The organism is Cellulomonas sp. ATA003 (assembly GCF_031582905.1).
Classification (GTDB): Bacteria; Actinomycetota; Actinomycetes; order Actinomycetales; family Cellulomonadaceae; genus Pengzhenrongella.
Window position 1 is genome coordinate 2,565,842 of record NZ_CP133990.1, and the last position, 22,025, is coordinate 2,587,866.

A 22,025-nucleotide genomic window follows, 5' to 3' on the forward strand; every position below is an offset into this window, starting at 1 on the left:
TCCTCTTCCGGGGTCGTCAGGCGTGCAGGGGCTCGAGCGCGCGGGCGGCGTCCGGGCCGAGGTCGGCGACGGACGAGAGCGTCCCGCGGATCGCGGTCGCCGCCGCGACGAGCGGGGACACCAGGTGCGTGCGTCCGCCCTTGCCCTGCCGCCCCTCGAAGTTGCGGTTGGACGTCGACGCGCTGCGCTCGCCGGGGGCGAGCTGGTCGGGGTTCATGCCCAGGCACATGGAGCACCCGGCGTTGCGCCACTCGGCGCCGAACTCCTTGAAGACGACGTCCAGGCCCTCGGCCTCGGCCTGCAGCCGCACCCGGGCGGAGCCGGGCACGACGAGCACGCGCAGGGAGTCGGCCTTGTGCTTGCCCTCGATGACCTTCGCGACCGAGCGGAGGTCCTCGATGCGTCCGTTGGTGCAGGAGCCGATGAACACGGTGTCGACCGCGATGTCGCGCAGCGGCGTGCCCGGCGTCAGGCCCATGTACTCGATCGCACGCTCGGCGGCGAGGCGGTCGCCGGCGTCGGCGATCTCGTCGGGCACCGGCACGCTGGCGGACAGCGGCAGCCCCTGGCCGGGGTTGGTCCCCCAGGTGACGAACGGCTCGAGGTCGTTCGCGTCGAGCACGACCTCCGCGTCGAAGACGGCGTCGTCGTCGGTGCGCAGGGTGCGCCAGTACTCCACGGCGGCGTCCCAGTCAGCGCCCTCGGGGGCGTGCGGACGGCCCTTGAGGTACTCGAACGTGGTCTCGTCCGGCGCGATCATCCCGGCGCGGGCGCCGGCCTCGATGGACATGTTGCAGATGGTCATCCGCGCCTCCATCGACAGCGACCGGATGGCCTCGCCGCGGTACTCGAGCACGTAGCCCTGCCCGCCACCGGTCCCGATCTTGGCGATGACCGCCAGGATGATGTCCTTCGCGGTGGTGCCCGGCTTGAGCTCGCCGTCCACGGTGATGGCCATCGTCTTGAACGGGTTGAGCGGCAGCGTCTGGGTCGCCAGCACGTGCTCGACCTCGCTGGTGCCGATGCCGAACGCGAGCGCGCCGAACGCACCGTGCGTGGAGGTGTGCGAGTCCCCGCAGACGACGGTCAGCCCCGGCATGGTCAGGCCCAGCTGCGGCCCGACGACGTGCACGATGCCCTGGTCGGCGTCCCCCAGGGAGTGCAGGCGGACCCCGAACTCGACCGCGTTGTTGCGCAGCGTCTGGATCTGCGTCCGGCTCGTGGTGTCCGCGATCGGCCGGTCGATGTCCAGCGTCGGGGTGTTGTGGTCCTCGGTCGCGATCGTGAGGTCCGGACGGCGCACCGGGCGGCCTGCGAGCCGCAGCCCCTCGAACGCCTGCGGGCTGGTCACCTCGTGGACCAGGTGCAGGTCGATGTAGAGGAGGTCGGGCGCTCCTCGGTGCCGCGCCGCACGATGTGCGCGTCCCAGACCTTCTCCGCCAGCGTGCCGGCCATGTCTCGTCCGTCCTCTCGACTGCGTTGCCCGACACGATCGGCCAGGCACTTTCGCGTGTTCACTTGCGTCTCATTGATCGAGACGCCAATATCGACCTATGGACAACTCTAGCGGAGTCGGCGTCCTGGACAAGGCCGCCTCGGTGCTCAGTGCTCTCGAAGCCGGTCCGGCGACCCTCGCCCAGCTCGTCGCCGCCACCCATCTCGCCCGACCCACCGCGCACCGGCTCGCCGTCGCCCTCGAGCACCATCGGCTGGTGGCGCGCGACATGCAGGGACGGTTCGTGCTCGGGCCCCGCCTCTCCGAGCTGTCGACCGCCGCCGGCGAGGACCGGCTGCTGGCCGCGGCCGGTCCGGTGCTCACCGCGCTGCGCGACCACACCGGCGAGAGCGCCCAGCTCTACCGCCGCCAGGGCGACCAGCGCATCTGCGTCGCCGCCGCGGAGCGGCCCATCGGGCTGCGCGACTCGATCCCGGTGGGGGCGTCCCTGTCGATGCAGGCCGGGTCCGCCGCGCAGATCCTCCTCGCGTGGGAGGAGCCGGACCGCCTCCACCGCGGCCTGCAGGGGGCGAAGTTCACCGCCACGATCCTCTCCGGGGTCCGGCGCCGCGGTTGGGCCCAGTCGGTGTCCGAGCGCGAGCCCGGGGTGGCGTCGGTCTCCGCACCCGTGCGTGGGCCCTCCGGGCGCATCGTCGCCGCGGTCTCCATCTCCGGCCCGGTCGAGCGGCTCAGCCGCCAGCCCGGGCGGCTGCACGCCGGCGCCGTGGTGGCTGCCGCGAACCGCCTCACCGAGGTCCTGCGCCGGACGGGCGAGTAGCCACCTTCGGCGAGCACCGCTCGGGCGAGCCCTGCTCCGCACCCGCCGCTCCGCCGCCTCGGCCCGGTCACCTCGGTGACCGGGCCGACGTGCGCCCGACGACGCCGCCCGTGGCACTCGCGAGCGCCCGTCCCGTCAACGTCGTACGACGAAGGCACCGTCGTACGACGAAGGCGCCGTCGTACGACGAAGGCCCGGTCGTACGACGAAGGCCCGGTCACCGAGGTGACCGGGCCTTCGACATGCGTACCCCCGACCGGATTCGAACCGGCGCTACCGCCGTGAGAGGGCGGCGTGCTAGGCCGCTACACAACGGGGGCCTTGCAACACTGTGCGGACCGGGCTGATGCCCGCTCCGCACGGAACCACGACTGGAAACTGTACCGGATGTCCGGACTGCTTCGCGCTGGGGTACCAGGACTCGAACCTAGAATGACGGTACCAGAAACCGTTGTGTTGCCAATTACACCATACCCCATGGTGGACAGGCGCCCGATCCTTGGTGTTCCCACCGTGGTGGGAACACGCGGTACCGGACCCCGTACCGGCAGACCACACTACCCGAGGGATCGGGTGGGGTCCAAACCCGCCGCCGCGTGACGGGGGTGGGTGACGAAGGACACGCCGCCGTCACGACGTCAGGCCGGACGGCCATCCCGCGGCCGCGCGGTCGACGACGTGCACGCGGAACAGCTCGGCCGCGGGCAGCATGCGTCGCTCTGGAGACCACGTGACCCCGACGTCCCGGACGGCGCCCGGGTCCGAGATGGGCAGCAGTCGCAGGCGCCGGGCGTCGTCGTCGGCAGCCGTCCCGGGGGACGCCGGCACGACGGCGACCCCGAGGCCGGCCGCCACGAACCCGCTCATGGTGACGATGTCGTCGCACTCGAACGCCACCTCGGGACGCACGCCCGCCGAGTCGCAGAGCTCGTCGCTCTGGTGCCGCAGCAGCGAGCTCGTCCTGATCGTGATGAACGGCTCGTCGGCGACGTCGGCCAGGGCCACGGCGGTGCGCGAGGCGAGCCGGTGCTCGGCCGGCACGGCCAGCAGGAGGGCTTGCCGGGCGAGCCTGCGCCAACGGACCCCGGCGTCCTGCGGGCGCAGGGTCGACAGCTCCAGGTCGATCTCGCCGTGGGCGCTCGTCGTCGTCACGAGCTCGTCCCGCTTCGGGCGGAGGTCGAACTGCACCCGGGGGTGCTCGGCCCGGAAGCCGCTCACCAGGTCGGGGACCAACCAGGACCCCAGCGACGGCTGGAAGGACAGCGTCACGGTGCCGGTCTCGGGGTCGAGGAGCTGCTGGACCGCGGCCAGGCCGTCGTCGAGCTCGTGCATGAGCATGTCGACGTGGCGCTTGAACGCGACCCCGGCACGGGTCATCCGCAGGGTGCGTCCGGTCCGCCGCAGCAACGGAGTGCCGACCTCCGCCTCCAGCCGCGCGAGCGACCGGGACACCCCGGACTGCGTCGCGTGCTCCATGCTGCTGACGTCCGTCACGGTGATCCCGTCGGCGACCATCTGGAACCACCGCAGCGCCTGAGTGTCCATGGAACGACGCTAATGAACGATGACGCTCGTGCATAGGTTCTATGGCGAGAGATCATTGGACGCATGGACAGCGGCGGGGCACGCTGATGCCATGACCACCGACGCCAACCCCGCTCCGATCACCTTCTCGCTTCCCGGTTCCACCCGCGTGCTGTCTGCCCTGCGCCGGACGCTGCGCACCCGCCCGGCCGGCGACGGCATCCGCGACGCCGCTCGCGAGCTCCCCGGCTTCCCCACGGCCCACCGCGGCGCCTTCACGGTCGCGCTGCTCGCGGACAGCCGCCCAGCTGCCTGACCTCCCGCGCACCCCGGTCGCGGGGCGCCCCGGGCGCACCCACCACGTGCCGGGTCAGATCCACCCGTGGCGACGCGCGACGTGCACGGCCTCGTGCCGGTTCGCCGCACCGAGCTTGCCCGCGGCTGCGGAGAGGTAGTTGCGCACGGTGCCCGGGCTGAGGTGAGCCCGCTGGGCGATCTCCTCGACCCCGGCGCCGTCGGCGGCGAGCTCCAAGACGTCCGCCTCGCGCGGGGTGAGCGGTGACTCCCCGCGCTGATCGCCTCGGCGGCGAGCTCGGGGTCGACGTACCGGCCGCCGCCGTGCACCTGCCGGACGACGTCGGCAAGCACGCGCGCGGACACGGTCTTGGGCAGGAACCCGGCCACGCCCGCGGTGAGCGCCCGCTTGAGGTAGCCGGGGCGGCCGTGGCTGGTGACGATGACGGTGCGGCAGCCCGGCACCTCCGCGGTGAGCCGCTGAGCGGCGGCGATGCCGTCCAGCCCCGGCATCTGCAGGTCGAGCACGGCGACGTCGGGGCGGTGCAGCCGCCCGGCGTCCACCGCCTCCGTCCCCGATGCGGCGGTCGCGACGACCTCCAGGTCGCCCTCGAGCCCGAGCAGCCCGGCCAGGGCGTCGCGGATGAGGGTCTCGTCGTCGGCCAGCAGGATGCGGATCATGGTGCGCCCATGCTGCCAGCCGCCCGGAGCGGCACGGTCGCCCGCAACGTGAACCGGTCCCCGCCTGCGTCGGTGGCCAGGGTGCCGCCGACCTGCGCGAGGCGCTCGGTCAGGCCGATGAGCCCGGAGCCGGGCGTCCCCGCCGGGCCCGCCGGCACGCCGTCGTTGGTCACGGTCAGCACCGCCCTCGCGTCGCCCCCGTCCCCCGCGACGTCCAGGTCGATCGTGCAGCGCCGGGCGTGCGCGTGCCGGACGACGTTCGTCACCGCCTCCCGCACCACCCAGGCGACGGCCTGCTGGACGGCGTCGGGCAGGCGGGCGTCCTCGCCGATGACCCGGGTGTCGATGCCCGCCGACCGCAGGACCGACCGGGCGCCGGCGAGCTCGGCGGCGAGGTCGGGGGTGCGCAGCCCGGACACGACGCCGCGCACCTCGCGCAGCGAGTCCTGGGCGAGCTCGCGGACCTCGGTCATCTGGTCGACGGCACCGTCCTGACCGCGCCGGGCGAGCTCGGCGGCCAGCTCGCTCTTGACGGCGATGGCGGACAGGGTGCGCCCGACGACGTCGTGCAGGTCGCGGGAGAACCGCAGCCGCTCCTCGGCGACGGCGAGCCGGGCGTGGACGGTCCGGGACCGCTCCTGCTCCCAGACGACGCCGAGCATCCAGACCGACAGCCGGAAGCTCAGGGTCATCCCCCAGGCGATGAGCGCGGCGAGCGCGCCGGGGACCCACGCCGCCGGGTCGCCGGCCGCGGTCTCGGTGATTCCCACGACCAGGCCGATCGCGAGGCTGCACACCAGCAGGGTGCGCGCGCCGAGCACGAGGGAGACCGCGAGGACCGCGACCGTCAGCGTGAGCAGCAGCGCGAGCGAGCGCACCGCCCGCTCGGGTTCGACCTGCATCGGCAGGCCGACCACGGCGACGGTGACGGCCGGGAGGGTGGTGGCCGCGAGCACGGTGAGCCACCCCGGGACAGCGGCGCGCCGACGACCTCGTGGCGCAGACCCGTCCGCACGACGCCGATCGCGGCGACGGTCTGCGCGAGCGAGAGGGCGACGTAGGCGGCCGCGCCCGCGGTCAGCACGCCCGTGACCACCGAGAGCGCGACGAGCGGCGCCCCGGCGAGCAGCAGGTACAGGGTCCAGCGCGTGTACGTGTCCACCCGCTGCGGGTCGGACTGCCGTCGCCAGGCGGTGAGCATGCCGGTCATGCGCTCACCCTCCCAGGTCGGCCACCGGCGTCCGGTCGCGTCACCGCGGGAGTCCGTGCGTCACCGGCGCGGCTCCCACCGCATGCGGCTCCGGGCGAACCACACGCCGTTGACCGTCCAGAGCACCAGGCAGAGCAGCGGCTGACCGACCCCGGACCAGCTGAGGTCCGGGCCCGAGCCGCCGCCGAAGCCGGCTTCGAGCAGGGCGACCACCGGGTACATCGGGGTCCACACGGCGATCGCCGTGACGACGTCGGGCAGGGCCTCGAGCGGGATCGTGAAGCCGGACAGCGCGGTCGCCACGAGGAGCACGGGCATCGTGGTGAGCTGGGCGGACTCGACCGTCCGGGTCAGCGCCGAGCTGGCCACCGCGAGCAGGACGAACACCACCACGCCGCCGACGACGCCGGAGAGCAGCCACTGCGGGTGGGTCACCGGGGGCAGGTCGAGCCACACCGCCACAGCGACCGCGCCGAGGCCGAGCTGCGCGAGGAGGATCGCGACGGCCGGGACCGCGCAGGCCACGACGACCTCGACGGGTGTCACCTCGCCGGTGAGCAGCCGTTTGAGGACGAGCTCCTCGCGCCGCGCGACGAACGTCGTCGTGAGGTTGTAGTAGACGACGAACAGCAGCGCGACGGCGACCAGCGAGGTGAGCGTGAAGGCGCCGACGGCGCGGGCGCCGCCGTCGTCGGTGAGCGTCCCGGCCATCGCCCACGCGAGCGAGCCGACGGTCGCCGGGGCGAGGCCGACCGCGATGACGAGCGTCGTGCGGTTGCGCAGGAGCAGGAGCATCTCCGCGCGGGCGAGCGCGGCGACACGTCGCGTCGACGACGCCCGGCGGGGCGCGACGGCTGTCGGGATGGGGGCGGACGGCGAGCCGGCGAGGGTGGTCATCGGGAGCCTCCGGAGAGCGGGGCGGCGGCGTGGATCGCGGGTGTGGGTGCGGGTGCGGGTGCGGGTGCGGATGCGCTTACGGGTGCGGGTGCACCCTGCGCGACGGCGAGGAAGGCGCGCTCGAGGGACGCCGGACTGGCGTCGAGGTCGGTGAGGACCGCGCCGGTCTCCGCGGCCCGGTCGAGCAGGCGGGTGAGGGTGGTCTGCAGGTCGTGCGTCGTCAGGTCGACCCCGGACGCGTCGGAGCGCGGCGCGGCGGCCAGCGCCGGCAGGTCGGCGAGGTGCGCGGGGTCGCGCAAGGCCGCGTCGGCGGTCCGGTAGCGGATGCCGGCCGGCTCCCCGGCGACGAGGTCGGCGACGGTGCCGGTCCGCACGACCCGGCCGTCGTGCAGGATCGCGAGGCGGTCGGCGAGCCGTTCCGCCTCCTCGAGGTAGTGCGTGGTGAGGACGACCGTGGTGCCGTCGTCCAGCAGGCGGCGCACGAGGTCCCACGCGTCGTGCCGGGACTGCGGGTCCAGGCCGGTGGTGGGCTCGTCGAGGAACAGCACCTCGGGGCGGCCGAGGAGCGCGAGCGCGAGGTCGAGCCGTCGGCGCTCCCCGCCGGAGAGGGCCTTCACCGCGACGTCCGCCCGCCCACCGAGGGCCACGAGGTCGAGCGCCTCGCCCACGGGCATGGGTGCGCCGAGCGTGCCCGCCCACATGCGTGCGGTCTCGACGGTCGTGAGGTCGGACGGGAAGCCCGCCTCCTGCAGCATGATCCCGGTGCGTGGACGGACGTGGGCCCGCTCGCGGTACGGGTCGTGCCCGAGGACGCGGACCCGCCCCGCGCTGGGGGTGCGATGCCCTCGATCACCTCGAGGAGCGACGTCTTCCCGGCGCCGTTCGTGCCGAGCAGCGCGAACAGCTCGCCGCGGCGCACGTGCAGGTCGACGCCCCGGACGGCCTCGAAGGACGCCGAGCCGCGGCCGTAGGTGCGGCGCACGCCCTGGACGGTGATGACGTGGTCGGTGTGCATGCCACCACGCTGCCGTGGCCCCGGGGACGGCGGCAGTGCCGGGGCTCACCGCCTTCGATGCGCTCCGCACCGTGCGGGCATGACGGATGTCATACGGTCCGGGATCGGGCTCAGCCGACGTCGTGCGACGCCGGCCGGGCGGTGCCACGTCGCCCGATGAGGTATGCCGCCGGCCCGATCAGCGGCACGAGGACGATGACGAGCACGTCGAGGACCCCGCCGGCAGGCGTCCCACGCGCCCGGAACCACTGGACCAGGGCGATGAGCAGCAGGACGGCGTGGCCCAGCACCACGAGGGACCACGCGACGTCGTAGGCTGCGGGCAGGAACACGGAGGTCCCCTCGTCGTGGTCGGTCACGGCGCCACCCGCCCGTCCAGCACGCCCGGCAGCTCGTCCAGCCCGCGGATGACGACGACGCCCGCGGCGGCGACCTCCGCCTCGCTCACCGGCACCCGCCGGGGCCCGGGACGGTCCAGCCACACCCCGGTCAACCCGGCGCGCCGGGCCGCGACGGCGTCGACGTCGAGCTCGTCGCCGACGTAGACGGTGCGGGCGGGGTCCGTGCCGAGCCGCCGGCACGCCTCGACGAACACACGCGGGTCCGGCTTGCCGAACCCGAGGGTGTCCACGCCGACGAGCATGGGCACCGAGTCGGCCAGGCCGGCGCGCCCGAGCTTGAGGCTCTGGTAGTCGGTCGCGGCGTTGGAGAGCGCACCGACCGCCAGGCCCGCCGCGAGGAGCTCCTTGACGACGGGGGCCGCGTCGTCGTGCGCTGCCCAGGCGGCCTGGAAGGCGTCCTCGTAGACGGCGTCCCAGGCGTCGTACGCGGCGTCGTCGAGCACGTCGCCGCCGAAGGAGGCGTGCATGAGGTTGGCGCGGGCCATCCGCTGCTCGCGGTAGGTCGCCTCGCCGCGGGTGTAGCGGCCGTAGTGGTTCTCGACGTCCGCTCGCCAGTGCACGAGCAGCTCGGGGTACCGGCCCTCGGGCAGGTCCGACAGGTAGCGCCGCGCCACGACGCCGAGCGCGGACCCGAACGCGCCGCGGGTGTCGACGAGCGTGTCGTCGATGTCGAACAGGACGCCGTCGACCCCGAGGTCGCTCACTGCTCGGCGTCCGGCAGGGTCGCCCGCAGCGCGCGGAGACGCGCCAGCGAGGAGTCCTTGCCGAGGATCTCCATCGACTCGAACAGCGGCGGCGACACGCGGCGCCCCGAGACCGCCGTGCGCAGCGGCGCGAACGCGAACCGCGGCTTGATCCCGAGCCCCTCGACGATCGCGGCCTTGAGCGCGTCCTGAAGGGGCTCGGCGGTGAAGCCGTCCGCCGGGATCGGGTCGAGCGCGGCGAGCGCCGCGTCGAGGACCGACGCCGCCTCGGGGCGCAGGGCCGCGAGCGCCTCGGGCTCGAGCACGACGGCGTCGTCGGCCACGAAGAGGAAGCCGAGCATGCCCGGGGCCTCCCCCAGCAGCGTCATGCGCTCCTGGACGAGCGGGGCGCCGGCGTCGAGCAGCGCCCGGTGCTCGGGGCGCAGGTCCGCGGAGGAGTCGGCGGCCACGACACCGGCCCGGTGCAGGTACGGCACGAGCCGGTCGCGGAACTCGTCGGGCGGGAGCAGCCGCACGTGCGCGGCGTTGATCGCCTCCGCCTTCTTGAGGTCGAAGCGGGCCGGGTTCGGGTTGACGTCGACGATGTCGAACGCCGCGACCATCTCCTCGACGGTGAAGATGTCGCGGTCCGGTCCGATGCCCCAGCCGAGCAGCGCGAGGTAGTTGAGCAGGCCCTCGGGGGTGAACCCGCGCTCGCGGTGCAGGAAGAGGTTGGACTCGGGGTCGCGCTTGGACAGCTTCTTGTTGCCCTCGCCCATGACGTACGGCAGGTGCCCGAACACCGGCACCACGCTCGCGACGCCGATCTCGACCAGCGCCCGGTACAGCGCGACCTGACGCGGGGTGGAGGACAGCAGGTCCTCGCCGCGCAGCACGTGGGTGATGCCCATGAGCGCGTCGTCCACCGGGTTGACCAGGGTGTACAGCGGCTGGCCGTTGCCCCGGACGATGACGTAGTCCGGCACGGAGCCCGCCTTGAACGTGACGTCGCCGCGCACGAGGTCGGTGAACGTGACGTCGTCGTCGGGCATGCGCAGGCGCAGGACGGGCGCGCGGCCCTCGCGGCGGAAGGCGGCCTTCTCCTCCTCGGTGGTGTGCCGGTCGGCTCCGTCGTAGCCGAGCTTGGGGTCGCGGCCGGCGGCGCGGTGCCGGGTCTCGATCTCCTCCGGCGTCGAGAACGACTCGTAGGCGTACCCGCCGTCGACGAGGCGCTGGACGACGTCGCGGTAGAGGTCCATCCGCTGGGACTGCCGGTACGGCTCGTGCGGGCCGCCGACCTCGACGCCCTCGTCCCAGTCCAGGCCCAGCCAGCGCAGGGCGTCGAGCAGCTGGCGGTAGCTCTCCTCGCTGTCCCGGGCGGCGTCGGTGTCCTCGATGCGGAACACGAACGTGCCGCCCACGTGGCGGGCGTACGCCCAGTTGAACAGCGCGGTCCGGATGAGGCCGACGTGCGGCGTCCCGGTCGGCGAGGGGCAGAACCGGACGCGCACGTCGGATCCGGTGGGGACGGCGCTCGTCGATGAAGTCACCGAGCCAGCGTAGTAGCGCCCCTCCCCTGCCGTCGGACCCCTCAGTCGCGCCGGATCACGGGGTTGCGCAGCACCCCGATCTCCTCGACCTCGACCTCCACGACGTCGCGGTGCACGATCGGCCCGACGCCGGCCGGCGTCCCGGTGAGGATGACGTCGCCGGGCAGCAGCGTGAAGATCTCCGAGACGTAGGAGATGAGGTACGGGACGTCGAAGATGAGCTGCGAGGTGCGGCCGTCCTGCTTCGTCTCGCCGTTGACGCGCGCGGTGACCGCCAGGTCCTCGACGTCGAGCCCCGTGACGACCCACGGGCCGAGGGGGCACGCGGAGTCGAACCCCTTGGCGCGCGTCCACTGGCCGTCGGTCTGCTGCACGTCGCGCGCGGTGACGTCGTTGGCGACCGTGAAGCCGAAGACGGCGTCCATCGCGCGGTCCGGTGGGACGTCCTTGACGACCTTGCCGATGACGACGGCGAGCTCGGCCTCGTGATGCACGCTCTGGGAGTACGGCGGCAGCACGATGGGGTCGTCCGGGCCGATCACCGAGGTGTTCGGCTTGAGGAACACGAGCGGGTTCACCGGGACGTCGTTGCCCAGCTCGGCCGCGTGCGCGGCGTAGTTGCGCCCGATGCCGATGACCTTGGAGCGCGGGATGACCGGGGCGAGGAGCCGGACGGCGTCGTCGGCGAGCGGGATCTCCTCACCGGTGGGCTGCACCGGCGTGTAGATCGGGTCGCCCGTGATGACGACGAGTCGCTCGGCGCCCTCGGGGCCGTCGACGAGGGCGTAGCGGGGGTCGCCGCCGGTCGTGAATCGTGCGATGCGCATGGTGGCCACCTTAGGCGCGGCCCGGGCGCACGTGCCGCGTCAGGCGCGGGCGAGGACCTCGCCGTGCAGCACCGCGAACCACCCGTCGGGGTGCAGGCCCCACTGCCGCCACCCGTCGGCGAGGTGCTCGAGGGCGACGTCGTCGGCGAGGCCGTGCGCGATCGCCTGCTGCGCGAAGTTCGACTCGGTGCACCGCTCGGCCCACAGGTCCGACCACCACGCGCGGTCCTCGGGGCTCGCGTAGCACCACACGCCGGCACCGGGCGCGATGCCCTCGCGGTCGAACCCCGCCTCCTGCACCCAGGACAGCAGCATGCGCCCTGCGTCGGCCTCGGCCCGGTTCGCCTCGGTGACCTCGTGGTAGAGCGCGCGCCACTCGTCCAGGCCCTCCGACGGCGGGTACCAGGTCATGGCGGAGTAGTCGGCGTCGCGCACCGCGACCAGACCACCGGGGCGGGCGACCCGGCGCATCTCGCGGAGCGCCGCGACGGGGTCGGTGAGGTGCTGGAGCACCTGGTGGGCGTGCACGACGTCGAACGACGAGTCCTCGTAGGGCAGCGCGTAGACGTCGCCGGCCTGGAAGGTCACGTTGGTCGCACCGGCGGCGTGCGCCTCCTCGCGTGCGATCTCGACGACGACGGCGGACCGGTCGAGCCCGACGACCTCGCCGGGGGCCACGCGGGAGGCGAGGTCGATGGTGACCGTGCCCGGGCCGCAGCCGACGTCGAGCAGCCGCTGCCCCGAGGCGAGCGACGGCAGGAGGTAACCCGCGGAGTTCTCGGCGGTACGCCAGCGGTGCGACCGCAACACGCTCGCGTGGTGTCCGTGGGTGTAGGTGTCCTGGCTCACCGGTCCAGTAGGCCGGTCGGCCGCCGGAAGTTCAAGTATCGGGACGCGCAGTACCGGTGGCTGAGACGCCTCGCGTCGGCGGTGCAGCCCCGCGGCACGACGGGTTCCAGCCCCACCCGGAGCGCCGCGCGTACGCTGCCGTCGTGGAACGCATCCGCGGCGTCGACGTCGCACGGGGGCTCGCGGTGCTCGGGATGATGAGTGCCCACGTCGGGGTCGCCGGCCCGGACCTGTGGTCGGCCGACGGCTGGCTGGGCATCGCCGACGGCCGCTCGGCCGCCCTCTTCGCCGTCCTGGCCGGGGTGTCGATCGCCCTCCTCAGCGGTGGCCCGGCAGCACCGACCGGCGCGCTCCTGGCTCGCGCCCGGGTCCGCGTCCTGGTGCGTGGCGTCGTGCTGTTCGGTCTCGGCATCGTGCTGGCGGCGCTCGGCACGCCCATCGCGGTCATCCTCCCGTCCTACGGCATCCTCTTCGCGCTCACGCTGCCGGTGCTCCGGCTCCCCGGCCTCGCTCGCCGTGCTCGCCGCCGCGGTGGCGGTCGGCGGACCGGCCGTCGCACTGCCCCTGGACGCGGCGCTGACCGCTGCGGGCAGACCACCGACCGGGCTGCTCGACCTGCTGGTCGACGGCTACTACCCCGCCCTGGTGTGGATCGCGTACGTGCTGGCCGGGCTCGCGGTGGGCCGCAGCGACCTGCGGTCCGCCCGGTTGCGCGGCCGCCTGCTCGTGACCGGCGTGGTCCTCGGCGTCGTCGGGTACGGCGGCGGACTGCTCGCGACGGGCCTCGCCGCGGGGCAGGCGTCCGAGGTGCTGACCCTGACGAGCATCGAGCCGCACGCGGACACGACCTTCGAGGTGACCGGCAACACCGGCGTCGCGCTCGTCGTGCTCGTCGGGTGCCTCGCGCTGGCCGACCGGCTGCCCCGGCTGCTCGCGCCGCTCGCGGCGACCGGGGCGCTCGCGCTGACCGCGTACTGCGTGCACATCGTGGTCATCGCGTTCCTCGGCGCGGACGTCGTCCGCGAGCCGCGGGTCGGCGTGCACGTGGCGTTCCTCGTCGTGACCGTCGTGCTGGCCACCGCGTGGCGCGCGGTCCTCGGCCGGGGGCCGCTCGAGCGCGGCCTGCACGAGGTGTCGACGCGGGTGGCCGCGATGGTGGTCGACCCGGGGCCGGGTGGCCCGGGCGCTGCGGGCGCTGCGGGCGCTGCGGGCCCCGACCCTCACGGCCAGACGAGCCCGCGCGTCCAGCCGTCGTCACCGCGCCGGTAGACCACCCGGGTGTGCGCGCGCCCGGGGTCGCCCTGCCAGAACTCGGCCTCGTCCGGCACGAGCTCGAGGAGCGTCCACTCGGGCAGGACCGTCCCCGGCTCACGATCGACCCGCTCCGCGGCCGTGCCCATCGCGTCGCGCAGCTCGGCGACGGAGCCGAGCGGCTCACCCGGGCGGGTGGCCAGGCCCGCCGCGCGCGACGCGGGCGAGCGGGCGAGGAAGTCGGCGGCGGACGCCTCGGCACCCACCCGTCGCACCGTCCCCTCCAGCCGCACCTGCCGCGCCTGCTCGCGCCAGTAGAAGGACAACGCCGCGCGCGGGTTGGCGTCGACGTCGAGGACCTTGCGGCTGCGGCTGTCCGTCGCGAACCGCCACGCCCCGTCGACGACGTCGTGCAGCACCACCACCCGCGCGGACACACGTCCGTCCCCGTCGGCGGTCGAGACCGTCACCGCGTGCGGCTCGCGCACGCCGGCGTCGGCCGCCGCGCGCAGCCAGGCGACGAACATGGCCTGCGGCGTCGGGGCGGCGTCGTCGGGGTCGAACCGGGGCAGGTCCCCCGCGAAGACGCGCAGGCTGCGCAGGAGGGAGCGGACGTCGTCCGGCTGGTCGGTGCTCACGGGTGCTCCAGGGTTCGGCGTGCTCGGGGCGGCTGCGACCGACAGTAGGCGCCCGCCTACCCTGGGGGCGTGACGACCCCTCCTCCCCGGCGACGTCGGCGACGGCGGACCTCGTGCTGCCCGCGAGCGCGTGGGGCCCATTGGCCGAGGCGCACGCGGCGCGGGTCGACACCCTCACGGCCGGGTACCGCGACCGTCGCAGCCGCGGTGAGCGCCACCCGATCGACGACTTCCTGTACGACTACTACAACCTCAAGCCGTCGCCCCTGCGCCGCTGGCACCCGGGTGCCGGGGTGGTCCTTTCCGGCACGGCGGACGACCTCGCGGCCCGTGCGTCGTGGCGCTGGCACCGCACCACCGACGACGGCGTCACGCTCGACGTCGCGGCGTTCCTCGCCGACCGCGGCGACACGGTCCGCTACATCCGCACGCTGCTGGCCGCGACGGCATCCCGTCCGGCGCACCTGGGGTGCCTGGGCCTGCACGAGTGGGCGATGGTCTACCGCGAGGACGACGCCCGTCGGCGTCACTCCCTGCCGCTCCGGCTGGGCCGCGAGGGCACCGACGCCGTCGTGGAGAGCCACCCCGTGCGCTGCACCCACTTCGACGCGTTTCGCTTCTTCACGCCCGACGCCGTCGCGCGCAACCGGCTCCAGCCGACCCGGGCGACGCAGCCGGAGCTCGAGCAGCCCGGGTGCTTGCACGCCAACATGGACTTGCTCAAATGGGTGCTGAAGCTCGGTCCGGCCGCCCCGGGCGACCTCGTCCTGGACTGCTTCGTCCTCGCACGCGACATCCGGACGCTCGACATGCAGGCGTCGCCGTACGACGTGTCATCCCTCGGCGAGGCCGCTGTGGCGATCGAGACGCCGGCCGGCAAGGCGCAGTACGCGACGCGCCAGCGCGGGTTCGCGGAGCGGTCGGCGGTGCTGCGCGAGCGCCTGCTCGAGGTGTGCGAGCGCCTGGTCGGGGAGTCGATCCCTCAGAGGTCGCGCTCCGGGTCGCCCCGCAGCGCCGCGACGTGGTCCGGCACGTAGGTCGACCGCTCCCGCGGGGGCCGCTCGTACCCGCGCGACGCCGGCGGCCGCTCGGGCAGCTCGACCCGCGGCGTGGGGACGTCCGTGTACGGGATCGTCGAGAGCAGGTGGGACATCATGTTGAGCCGGGCGTGCTTCTTGATGTCGGACTCCACGACGTACCAGGGGCTCGCCGGGACGTCGGTGTGGACCATCATCTCGTCCTTGGCCCGTGAGTAGTCCTCCCACCGGTTGATCGACTCCAGGTCCATCGGGCTGAGCTTCCACTGCCGCACCGGGTCGTCCAGGCGGGACCGGAACCGCCGCAGCTGCTCGCGGTCGGAGACCGAGAACCAGTACTTGCGCAGCAGGATCCCGTCGTCGATGAGCATCTGCTCGAACTGCGGCGTCTGGCGCAGGAAGCGCGCGTGCTCGGCCGGGGTGCAGAAGCCCATGACCTTCTCGACGCCGGCGCGGTTGTACCAGGACCGGTCGAACAGCACGATCTCGCCGGGTGACGGCAGGTGGGCGACGTACCGCTGGTAGTACCACTGGCCACGCTCACGCTCGGTCGGGGCGGGCAGGGCGGCGATGCGCGCGACCCGGGGGCTCAGGTACTCGGTGACCCGCTTGATCGTGCCGCCCTTGCCCGCGGCGTCGCGGCCCTCGAAGACGACCGCGATCCGCGCACCCGTCTCGCGGGTCCACTGCTGGACCTTGACCAGCTCCGTCTGGAGCCGGAACAGCTCGGCCTCGTAGACATCGTCAGGGATCTTCGGCCCGCGGCCGGACGTCTTCGCCATGCCCGGACGCTAGCGCGCGCACCGTGCGACCACGCCGGGCGGTGCGTATACAGGACCGATGAGCACCCCCTGGAGGACTACGCCCTGCTGTCCGACCTGCGCACCGGCCCGCTGGTGTCGCGGCACGGCAGCATCGACTGGCTGTGCCTGCCTCGGTTCGACTCCCCGCGGTGTTCTCCGCGATCCTCGGTGACGCCGACGACGGCCGGTGGCAGCTGTCCGCCGTCGACGGCGAGGTGGTCGAGTGGCGGTACCTCCCGCAGACGTTCGTGCTCGAGACGACGTGGCGCACCCCGACCGGCACCGTCCGGGTCACCGACTTCATGCCGCCCAGCTCCGGCAAGGCCGACCTCGTGCGCCGCGTGGAGTGCCTCGAGGGTGAGGTCGTCATCGAGCACGACCTGCGGCTGCGCTTCGACTACGCGCGGGCGACGCCGTGGGTTCGGCGGATCGACGACCGTGAGCGCCCCGCCCTGCTCTCCCTCGCGGGTCCGGACGGGCTGCTCATCAGCGGGCCGCTGCTCGGGTGGTCGGACGACGACGGCCACGGTGACACCGAGCCGGGCAGCGCGGGGCAGCCCGGAGGACACCAGCCGGCGTCCTCCGGGGAGGCCGGCGCCCGCGCGCCCCGCCTGACCGGGGCGTTCCCGCTCAGGGCGGGCGAGCGGCTGGACTGGGACCTCACGTGGTTCCCCTCGTACCAGTCGCCGCCGGAGCCGGTGAACGCCGACAACGCCCTGGCGGAGGCCATCGAGTCGTCGACGGCGTGGGCGTCCGAGCTCGCGGTGCACACCGACCACGACCCCATGGTGCTGCGGTCGCTGCTGGTCCTGCGGGCACTGACCCACTCCGAGACGGGGGGCATCGTCGCGGCCGCCACCGCGTCGCTGCCCGAGGAGTTCGGCGGCAGCCGCAACTGGGACTACCGGTACACCTGGCTGCGCGACGCCGCCCTGACCATCGAGGTCGCCGTCGTGCACGGCCTCACGCAGGGCGCGTGCCTGTGGCGGGACTGGCTGCTGCGCGCCGTGGCCGGCGACGCGGACGACGTGCGCATCATGTACGGCCTGGCCGGGGAGCGTGACCTCACCGAGCTGGAGCTCGAGCACCTCGCCGGGTACGAGGGCTCGCGACCGGTGCGCATCGGCAACGGGGCGGCCGACCAGTACCAGGCCGACGTCGTGGGCGAGGTCATGATCGCGCTGGGTCAGCTGCGCGACGCCGGCGTCGAGGAGGACGAGTACACCTGGGGCCTGCAGAAGAGCCTGCTGCTCTACTGCGAGTCGAACATCGACCGCAAGGACCACGGCATCTGGGAGATGCGGGGGGACCTGCACTACTTCACGCACGGTCGGGCGATGATGTGGGCGGCCTTCGACCAGGGGGTCCGTGCGGTCGAGGAGCACGGTCTGGACGGCCCGGTCGAGCGCTGGCGCGAGCTGCGCGAGCGGATGCGCGCCGAGATCGACGAGCGCGGGTTCGACACCGAGCTCAACACCTTCACCCAGACCTACGACAACACCGAGGTCGACGCCTCGCTGCTGCAGCTCCCGCACACGGGGTTCCTGGCGTACGACGACCCCCGCATGCTCGGCACCGTGGCGCGCATCGAGCAGGAGCTGCAGGGCGAGCTGGGGCTGGTGCACCGCTACCGCACGGGGGCCGGTCTGGACGGCCTCGAGGGCGACGAGTACCCCTTCCTCATCTGCGCGTTCTGGCTCGTCGAGCAGTACGCCTCCAGCGGCCGCCTCGACGACGCCGACCGCCTGATGACCACGCTGCTCGGCTTCGCCAACGATCTGGGGCTGATGAGCGAGGAGTACGACCCCGCCTCCGGACGGCTGGCGGGCAACTTCCCGCAGGCGTTCAGCCACCTCGGCCTCATCCGCGCCGCGGACGCGATCGGGCACGCGCGTGGGCGGTGGTTGCCAGGCACCGACTGAGGCGTCCGGACGCATCCCGATATGGGATGCGTTCTGGTAGCGTCGTCGCGTGAGCACTCAGATCGCTGTTCGTCTCCCCGACGAGATGGTGGAGTTCCTCGACCGCGCAGTCGCCGACGGCACGGCGCCGAGCCGTGCCGCCCTTGTCGCCTCCGCGGTCGAACGCGAGATGCGCCGACTCCTTGCACAGCACGACGCTCAGACGCTCCGACGCGACGGCCCGGCCGACGACCTCGATGACCTGGTGCGGTGGACCGCGACCCACGTGGACCTCGAGGACTGACCCGTGCGCGAGATCTGTCTGGTCCGTCTCGACAAGACGCGACCAGCTCTCATCCTGACCCGGGCAGCTGCTCTGGGTGCGATGACCAAGGTCACCGTCGCTCCCATCACGAGCACCGTCAGAGGCCTGTCGAGCGAGGTCCGGGTCGGGCCGGACAACGGCCTCGACCACGAGTGCGCGGTCGCTCTGGACAACGTCGTCACCGTCCCCAAGAACCTGCTCGGACGCACCGTCGGGTACCTCAGCGCCCAGCAGGAGGGCGAGCTGGCCCGCGCCATGGTTTTGGCCTACGACCTCGACCTGCCCCTCCTCGATCGACGCTGATGTCCGGGTCCCGGCGTGCACGGTGGCTCGCACCGGGCTGAGACGATGGACTCCGTGACCACCCTCGCCGACCGTCCGCTCACCCTCGCCCAGCGGATCCCGGCCGACCCGCAGGACGCCGACGCGCTGTACGAGGCGTTCGTCGGCTGGGCGACCGACGCCGGGTTCACGCTGTACCCGGCGCAGACCGAGGCGCTCATGGAGCTCGTCACCGGCTCGCACGTGATCCTGGCGACCCCGACGGGCTCCGGGAAGTCGCTGGTCGCGATGGCGGCGCACTTCGTCGCGCTCGCGCAGGGCCGCCGCACGTTCTACACCGCGCCGCTCAAGGCGCTGGTCAGCGAGAAGTTCTTCGCGCTCGTCGCGGCGTTCGGCTCCGACAACGTCGGCATGATGACCGGCGACTCGGCCGTCAACCCCGGCGCCCCGATCATCTGCTGCACCGCGGAGATCCTCGCCAACCACGCGCTGCGCACCGGCGGCGCCGACGGCGACTCAGGTGACTCAGGTGACGCCACCGACGTCGGCCAGGTCGTCATGGACGAGTTCCACTTCTACGCCGACCCCCAGCGTGGCTGGGCGTGGCAGGTGCCGCTCCTGGAGCTGCCGCGCACCCAGTTCCTGCTCATGTCCGCGACGCTCGGCGACGTCTCGTTCTTCGCCGACGACATCGAGCGGCGCACCGGCGCACCGGTCGCCGTCGTCGCGCACACCGAGCGTCCCGTCCCGCTGACGTTCTCCTACGTGATCGAGCCGCTGCACGAGCTCCTCGAGGAGCTCGTGCGGACCCGGCGCGCGCCGGTGTACGTCGTGCACTTCACCCAGGCCGCCGCCGTCGAGCGCGCCCAGGCCCTGCTGAGCACGAACGTCGCGACCCGCGAGCAGCGCGACGAGATCGCCGCCGAGCTCGGGGACTTCCGGTTCGGCCCCGGGTTCGGCCGCACCCTGTCCCGGCTGCTGCGCCACGGCGTCGGCGTCCATCACGCCGGGATGCTGCCCAAGTACCGCCGGGTGGTCGAGCGGCTGACCCAGAAGGGTCTGCTCAAGGTCGTCTGCGGCACCGACACCCTCGGGGTGGGCATCAACGTCCCGATCCGCACCGTCGTCCTGACCTCGCTCGTGAAGTACGACGGCGTCCGGATGCGGCACCTCACCGCGCGCGAGTTCCACCAGATCGCCGGGCGCGCCGGACGGGCGGGCTACGACACGGTCGGCGAGGTCATCGTCATGGCGCCGGACCACGTCATCGAGAACCGCAAGCTGCTCGAGCGCGCCGGGGACGACCCGAAGAAGCTGAAGAAGATCGTCCGGAAGAAGGCCCCCGAGGGCGCGGTGAACTGGACCGACAAGACGTTCGAGCGGCTGCGCGACGCCGACCCCGAACCCCTCAGCTCGAGCTTCGCGGTCTCGCACGCGATGGTGCTCAACGTGCTGGCCCGGCCGGGCGACCCGGTCGAGGCCATGACGCGGCTGCTCACCGACAACCACGAACCCGAGTCGGCGCGCGGGCGGCACGTGCGCCGCGCGATCGCCGTCTACCGCTCGCTGCGGGCGGCCGGGGTCGTCGAGCGCGTGCCCCGCCCGGACGGACGCGGGCGGACCGTCCGGCTCACGGTCGACGTGCCGGCGAACTTCGCGCTCAACCAGGCGCTGTCGCCGTTCGCCTTCGCGGCCCTCGACCTGATCGACGCCGCGTCGCCGTCCGCCGCGCTGGACACCGTCTCGGTCATCGAGGCGACCCTGGACGACCCGCGGCAGGTGCTCATCGCGCAGGAGAAGAAGGCGCGCGGCGAGGCGATCGGGGCGATGAAGGCCGAGGGCTACGACTACGACGAGCGGATGGCCGTCCTCGAGGACATCCACCACCCGCAGCCCCTCGCCGAGCTGCTGACCGCGGCGTTCGCCACGTACCGGCAGACCAACCCGTGGGTCGCCGACCTCGAGCTGTCCCCGAAGTCGGTCGTCCGGGACATGTACGAGCGGACGATGACCTTCGCGGAGTGCGTCTCCTTCTACGGGCTGGAGCGCACCGAGGGTGTGCTGCTGCGCTACCTCGCCGACGCCTACCGGGCGCTGCGCCAGACGGTTCCCGAGGACGGCCGGACCGAGGAGCTCGCCGAGCTCGTCGAGTGGCTGGGCGAGCTCGTCCGGCGCACCGACTCGAGCCTGCTCGACGAGTGGGAGCGCCTGCGCCACCCCGACGAGGCGGCGGCCGACGGCGCCACCGGTGCCGTCCCCGGGCTGGACACGGAGGACGAGTCCGCGCGTCCGATCACCGCCAACGCCCGCGCCTTCCGCGCGCTGGTCCGCAACGCGATGTTCCGCCGGGTCGACCTCGCCGCGCGCGAGGACTACCGGGCGCTCGGCGCGCTGGACGGCGCCGCGGGCTGGGACGCCGACGCCTGGGCCGCCGCGCTCGACCCCTACTACGACGACCACGACGCCATCGGGATCGGCCCGGACGCCCGTGGGCCGGCGCTGCTGCAGATCACCGAGCGCCCGGCGCACGCCCGCGGCACGTGGGAGGTCCGGCAGGTGCTCGACGACCCGGCCGACGACCACGACTGGCGCATCGACGCCATCGTCGACCTCGCGGCGAGCGACGCGGCCGGTGAGGTCGTCGTGCGGGTGACGGCGGTCGGTCGGCTGTAGCACCGTCGGCCACCTGACGGTAGGTAAGGATGCCCTGACCTGCGGTGACGTCCGCAGTGAGGCCAGCCTGGCCTTCGGTGACGGACGCGCCGCAGGCGCCTAGCGTGGCGGCATGAGCACACTCGCAGCGGGTGCCACCACGGTCGAGCCGCACCACCCCGGGACCGCCGCGCGCCTGAACCGCCTGCGCGCCGCCGTCCTCGGCGCGAACGACGGCATCGTGTCCGTCGCGGGCGTCGTCGTCGGGGTCGCGGGGGCGACGAGCGACCGTCCGGCACTCGCCATCGCCGGCGTCGCCGCGCTCACCGCGGGGGCGCTGTCGATGGCCGTCGGCGAGTACGTGTCGGTCTCCAGCCAGCGCGACTCCGAACGCGCCCTGCTCGACCTCGAGCGACGGGAGCTCGCCGAGTCCCCCGAGGAGGAGCTCGAGGAGCTCGTCGACCTGCACCGCGCGAGCGGCCTCTCCCCCGAGCTGGCCCGTGCGGTCGCCGTCGAGCAGACCGCGCACGACGCGTTGCGCGCGCACGCCCGGGTCGAGCTCGGCATCGACCCCGACGAGCTCGTCGACCCGGGCCACGCGGCCCTGGCCTCGTTCGCCGCCTTCGTGGTGGGGGGTCTGCTGCCGTTGGTCGCGGTCCTCGTCACGCCCGTCGCCGCCCGAGTGCCGGTGACCTTCCTCGCGGTGCTCGTCGCGCTCGCCCTCACCGGGGCCTCGTCGGCGCGGCTGGGCGGTGCTCCCCGCCGACCCGCCGTCGTGCGCAACCTCGTCGGCGGGTCGCTCGCCATGGGCATCACCTACGGCGTCGGCACCCTGGTCGGCCTGGCGGTCTGAGCGGGTCGGCACGGTGCAGCCCCGGCGACGGCGCAGGGGGCGTCGGCCGGAGCGTCCGGATGGTGATCCGCGCACCCCG

At 73.6% G+C, this 22,025-nt stretch carries 19 protein-coding genes, 2 tRNA genes and 4 pseudogenes; 9 read left to right on the plus strand and 16 right to left on the minus strand.

All coding sequences use genetic code 11. The features are described from left to right. Nucleotides 1-16 precede the first annotated feature (16 nt). Nucleotides 17-1,455, minus strand: a pseudogene (gene leuC / locus REH70_RS12790) (3-isopropylmalate dehydratase large subunit). 98 nt (nt 1,456-1,553) lie between these two features. Between leuC and REH70_RS12795 the strand changes: the two are divergent. Further along, on the plus strand, nt 1,554-2,273 hold the full coding sequence (locus REH70_RS12795; protein WP_310747667.1) for an IclR family transcriptional regulator: 720 nt from the start codon (nt 1,554-1,556) through the stop codon (nt 2,271-2,273). A 247-nt stretch (nt 2,274-2,520) separates the two neighbouring features. Here REH70_RS12795 and REH70_RS12800 read toward each other — a convergent pair. The 3 genes from REH70_RS12800 to REH70_RS12810 form a co-directional block, all read right to left on the minus strand. Then, a tRNA-Glu gene (locus tag REH70_RS12800) sits at nt 2,521-2,593 on the minus strand. A gap of 86 nt (nt 2,594-2,679) precedes the next feature. After that, nucleotides 2,680-2,751 (minus strand) — tRNA-Gln (locus tag REH70_RS12805). Between the two features lie 152 nt (nt 2,752-2,903). After that, on the minus strand, nt 2,904-3,818 hold the full coding sequence (locus REH70_RS12810; protein ID WP_310747669.1) for a LysR substrate-binding domain-containing protein: 915 nt from the start codon (nt 3,816-3,818) through the stop codon (nt 2,904-2,906). A gap of 91 nt (nt 3,819-3,909) precedes the next feature. Here REH70_RS12810 and REH70_RS12815 point away from each other — a divergent pair, with 91 nt between their 5' ends. Then, the gene (locus tag REH70_RS12815) at nt 3,910-4,113 is read left to right on the plus strand and encodes a hypothetical protein (RefSeq protein WP_310747671.1); all 204 of its coding nucleotides are present in this window, start codon (nt 3,910-3,912) and stop codon (nt 4,111-4,113) included. 54 nt (nt 4,114-4,167) lie between these two features. Here the strand turns inward: REH70_RS12815 and REH70_RS12820 are convergent. From REH70_RS12820 to REH70_RS12870, 10 genes and pseudogenes are all read right to left on the minus strand, one after another. Beyond that, nucleotides 4,168-4,772: pseudogene (locus tag REH70_RS12820) on the minus strand (response regulator). Beyond that, entirely contained in the window at nt 4,769-5,674 is a 906-nt protein-coding gene (locus REH70_RS12825; protein ID WP_310747673.1) for a sensor histidine kinase, read from the minus strand. The pseudogene REH70_RS12820 and the gene REH70_RS12825 overlap by 4 nt, the downstream one beginning before the upstream one ends. Continuing rightward, nucleotides 5,620-5,982, minus strand: a complete 363-nt coding sequence (locus REH70_RS12830) for a hypothetical protein (RefSeq protein WP_310747675.1) — start codon at nt 5,980-5,982, stop codon at nt 5,620-5,622. Before REH70_RS12830 ends, REH70_RS12825 begins: the two co-directional genes overlap by 55 nt. 60 nt (nt 5,983-6,042) lie before the next feature. Continuing rightward, the gene (locus REH70_RS12835; protein WP_310747677.1) at nt 6,043-6,879 is read right to left on the minus strand and encodes an ABC transporter permease; all 837 of its coding nucleotides are present in this window, start codon (nt 6,877-6,879) and stop codon (nt 6,043-6,045) included. After that, a pseudogene (locus REH70_RS12840) lies at nt 6,876-7,894 on the minus strand (ABC transporter ATP-binding protein). Before REH70_RS12840 ends, REH70_RS12835 begins: the two are co-directional and overlap by 4 nt. Before the next feature lie 110 nt (nt 7,895-8,004). Further along, entirely contained in the window at nt 8,005-8,253 is a 249-nt protein-coding gene (locus tag REH70_RS12850; RefSeq protein ID WP_310747679.1) for a hypothetical protein, read from the minus strand. Beyond that, nucleotides 8,250-8,999, minus strand: a complete 750-nt coding sequence (locus REH70_RS12855) for an HAD family hydrolase (RefSeq protein ID WP_310747681.1) — start codon at nt 8,997-8,999, stop codon at nt 8,250-8,252. Before REH70_RS12855 ends, REH70_RS12850 begins: the two co-directional genes overlap by 4 nt. Then, on the minus strand, nt 8,996-10,528 hold the full coding sequence (gene gltX / locus REH70_RS12860) for a glutamate--tRNA ligase (RefSeq protein ID WP_310747682.1): 1,533 nt from the start codon (nt 10,526-10,528) through the stop codon (nt 8,996-8,998). The genes REH70_RS12855 and gltX overlap by 4 nt, the downstream gene beginning before the upstream one ends. A 41-nt stretch (nt 10,529-10,569) precedes the next feature. After that, nucleotides 10,570-11,355 (minus strand): fumarylacetoacetate hydrolase family protein, encoded by a 786-nt coding sequence (locus tag REH70_RS12865; protein WP_310747684.1) that lies wholly within the window; start codon nt 11,353-11,355, stop codon nt 10,570-10,572. 39 nt (nt 11,356-11,394) lie between these two features. Then, complete coding sequence (locus REH70_RS12870) at nt 11,395-12,204, minus strand: methyltransferase domain-containing protein (RefSeq protein ID WP_310747685.1); 810 nt, start codon at nt 12,202-12,204, stop codon at nt 11,395-11,397. 516 nt (nt 12,205-12,720) lie between these two features. Between REH70_RS12870 and REH70_RS12880 the strand changes: the two genes are divergently transcribed. Next, nucleotides 12,721-13,473, plus strand: coding sequence for a DUF418 domain-containing protein (locus REH70_RS12880; protein WP_310747686.1), 753 nt, complete (start codon nt 12,721-12,723; stop codon nt 13,471-13,473). Here REH70_RS12880 and REH70_RS12885 read toward each other — a convergent pair. After that, the gene (locus REH70_RS12885) at nt 13,425-14,093 is read right to left on the minus strand and encodes a pyridoxal 5'-phosphate synthase (protein WP_310747687.1); all 669 of its coding nucleotides are present in this window, start codon (nt 14,091-14,093) and stop codon (nt 13,425-13,427) included. The genes REH70_RS12880 and REH70_RS12885 overlap by 49 nt on opposite strands. 116 nt (nt 14,094-14,209) lie before the next feature. Between REH70_RS12885 and REH70_RS12890 the strand changes: the two genes are divergently transcribed. Next, a complete protein-coding gene (locus tag REH70_RS12890; protein WP_396134753.1) occupies nt 14,210-15,130 on the plus strand; it encodes a 3-methyladenine DNA glycosylase in 921 nt (306 codons plus the stop codon). Here the strand turns inward: REH70_RS12890 and ppk2 are convergent. Beyond that, nucleotides 15,076-15,912 carry a polyphosphate kinase 2 gene (gene ppk2 / locus REH70_RS12895; RefSeq protein ID WP_310747691.1) on the minus strand — a complete coding sequence of 279 codons (837 nt, stop codon included), beginning with the start codon at nt 15,910-15,912 and terminating at the stop codon, nt 15,076-15,078. The two genes, REH70_RS12890 and ppk2, sit on opposite strands and share 55 nt — an antisense overlap. A gap of 69 nt (nt 15,913-15,981) precedes the next feature. Here ppk2 and REH70_RS12900 point away from each other — a divergent pair. The 5 genes and pseudogenes from REH70_RS12900 (at nt 15,982) to REH70_RS12920 (ending at nt 21,946) form a co-directional block, all read left to right on the plus strand. Then, nucleotides 15,982-17,855, plus strand: a pseudogene (locus REH70_RS12900) (glycoside hydrolase family 15 protein). Between the two features lie 49 nt (nt 17,856-17,904). After that, nucleotides 17,905-18,138 carry a ribbon-helix-helix domain-containing protein gene (locus REH70_RS12905; RefSeq protein ID WP_310747693.1) on the plus strand — a complete coding sequence of 78 codons (234 nt, stop codon included), beginning with the start codon at nt 17,905-17,907 and terminating at the stop codon, nt 18,136-18,138. A gap of 3 nt (nt 18,139-18,141) precedes the next feature. After that, on the plus strand, nt 18,142-18,462 hold the full coding sequence (locus REH70_RS12910) for a type II toxin-antitoxin system PemK/MazF family toxin (RefSeq protein WP_310747694.1): 321 nt from the start codon (nt 18,142-18,144) through the stop codon (nt 18,460-18,462). Between the two features lie 45 nt (nt 18,463-18,507). After that, a complete protein-coding gene (locus REH70_RS12915; RefSeq protein WP_396134528.1) occupies nt 18,508-21,114 on the plus strand; it encodes a DEAD/DEAH box helicase in 2,607 nt (868 codons plus the stop codon). A 112-nt stretch (nt 21,115-21,226) separates the two neighbouring features. After that, nucleotides 21,227-21,946 carry a VIT family protein gene (locus REH70_RS12920; protein ID WP_310747697.1) on the plus strand — a complete coding sequence of 240 codons (720 nt, stop codon included), beginning with the start codon at nt 21,227-21,229 and terminating at the stop codon, nt 21,944-21,946. Nucleotides 21,947-22,025: the final 79 nt, after the last annotated feature.

Excerpts from the sequence above, each read along its gene's own strand:
- REH70_RS12920 (WP_310747697.1), top strand. The coding sequence starts at position 21,227 with ATGAGCACACTCGCAGCGGGTGCCACCACGGTCGAGCCGCACCACCCC.
- REH70_RS12810 (WP_310747669.1), bottom strand. The coding sequence starts at position 3,818 with ATGGACACTCAGGCGCTGCGGTGGTTCCAGATGGTCGCCGACGGGATC.
- REH70_RS12815 (WP_310747671.1), top strand. The coding sequence starts at position 3,910 with ATGACCACCGACGCCAACCCCGCTCCGATCACCTTCTCGCTTCCCGGT.
- REH70_RS12865 (WP_310747684.1), bottom strand. The coding sequence starts at position 11,355 with ATGCGCATCGCACGATTCACGACCGGCGGCGACCCCCGCTACGCCCTC.
- REH70_RS12795 (WP_310747667.1), top strand. The coding sequence starts at position 1,554 with ATGGACAACTCTAGCGGAGTCGGCGTCCTGGACAAGGCCGCCTCGGTG.
- REH70_RS12915 (WP_396134528.1), top strand. The coding sequence starts at position 18,508 with ATGGACTCCGTGACCACCCTCGCCGACCGTCCGCTCACCCTCGCCCAG.
- ppk2 (WP_310747691.1), bottom strand. The coding sequence starts at position 15,912 with ATGGCGAAGACGTCCGGCCGCGGGCCGAAGATCCCTGACGATGTCTAC.
- REH70_RS12830 (WP_310747675.1), bottom strand. The coding sequence starts at position 5,982 with ATGACCGGCATGCTCACCGCCTGGCGACGGCAGTCCGACCCGCAGCGG.
- REH70_RS12835 (WP_310747677.1), bottom strand. The coding sequence starts at position 6,879 with ATGACCACCCTCGCCGGCTCGCCGTCCGCCCCCATCCCGACAGCCGTC.
- REH70_RS12825 (WP_310747673.1), bottom strand. The coding sequence starts at position 5,674 with ATGCAGGTCGAACCCGAGCGGGCGGTGCGCTCGCTCGCGCTGCTGCTC.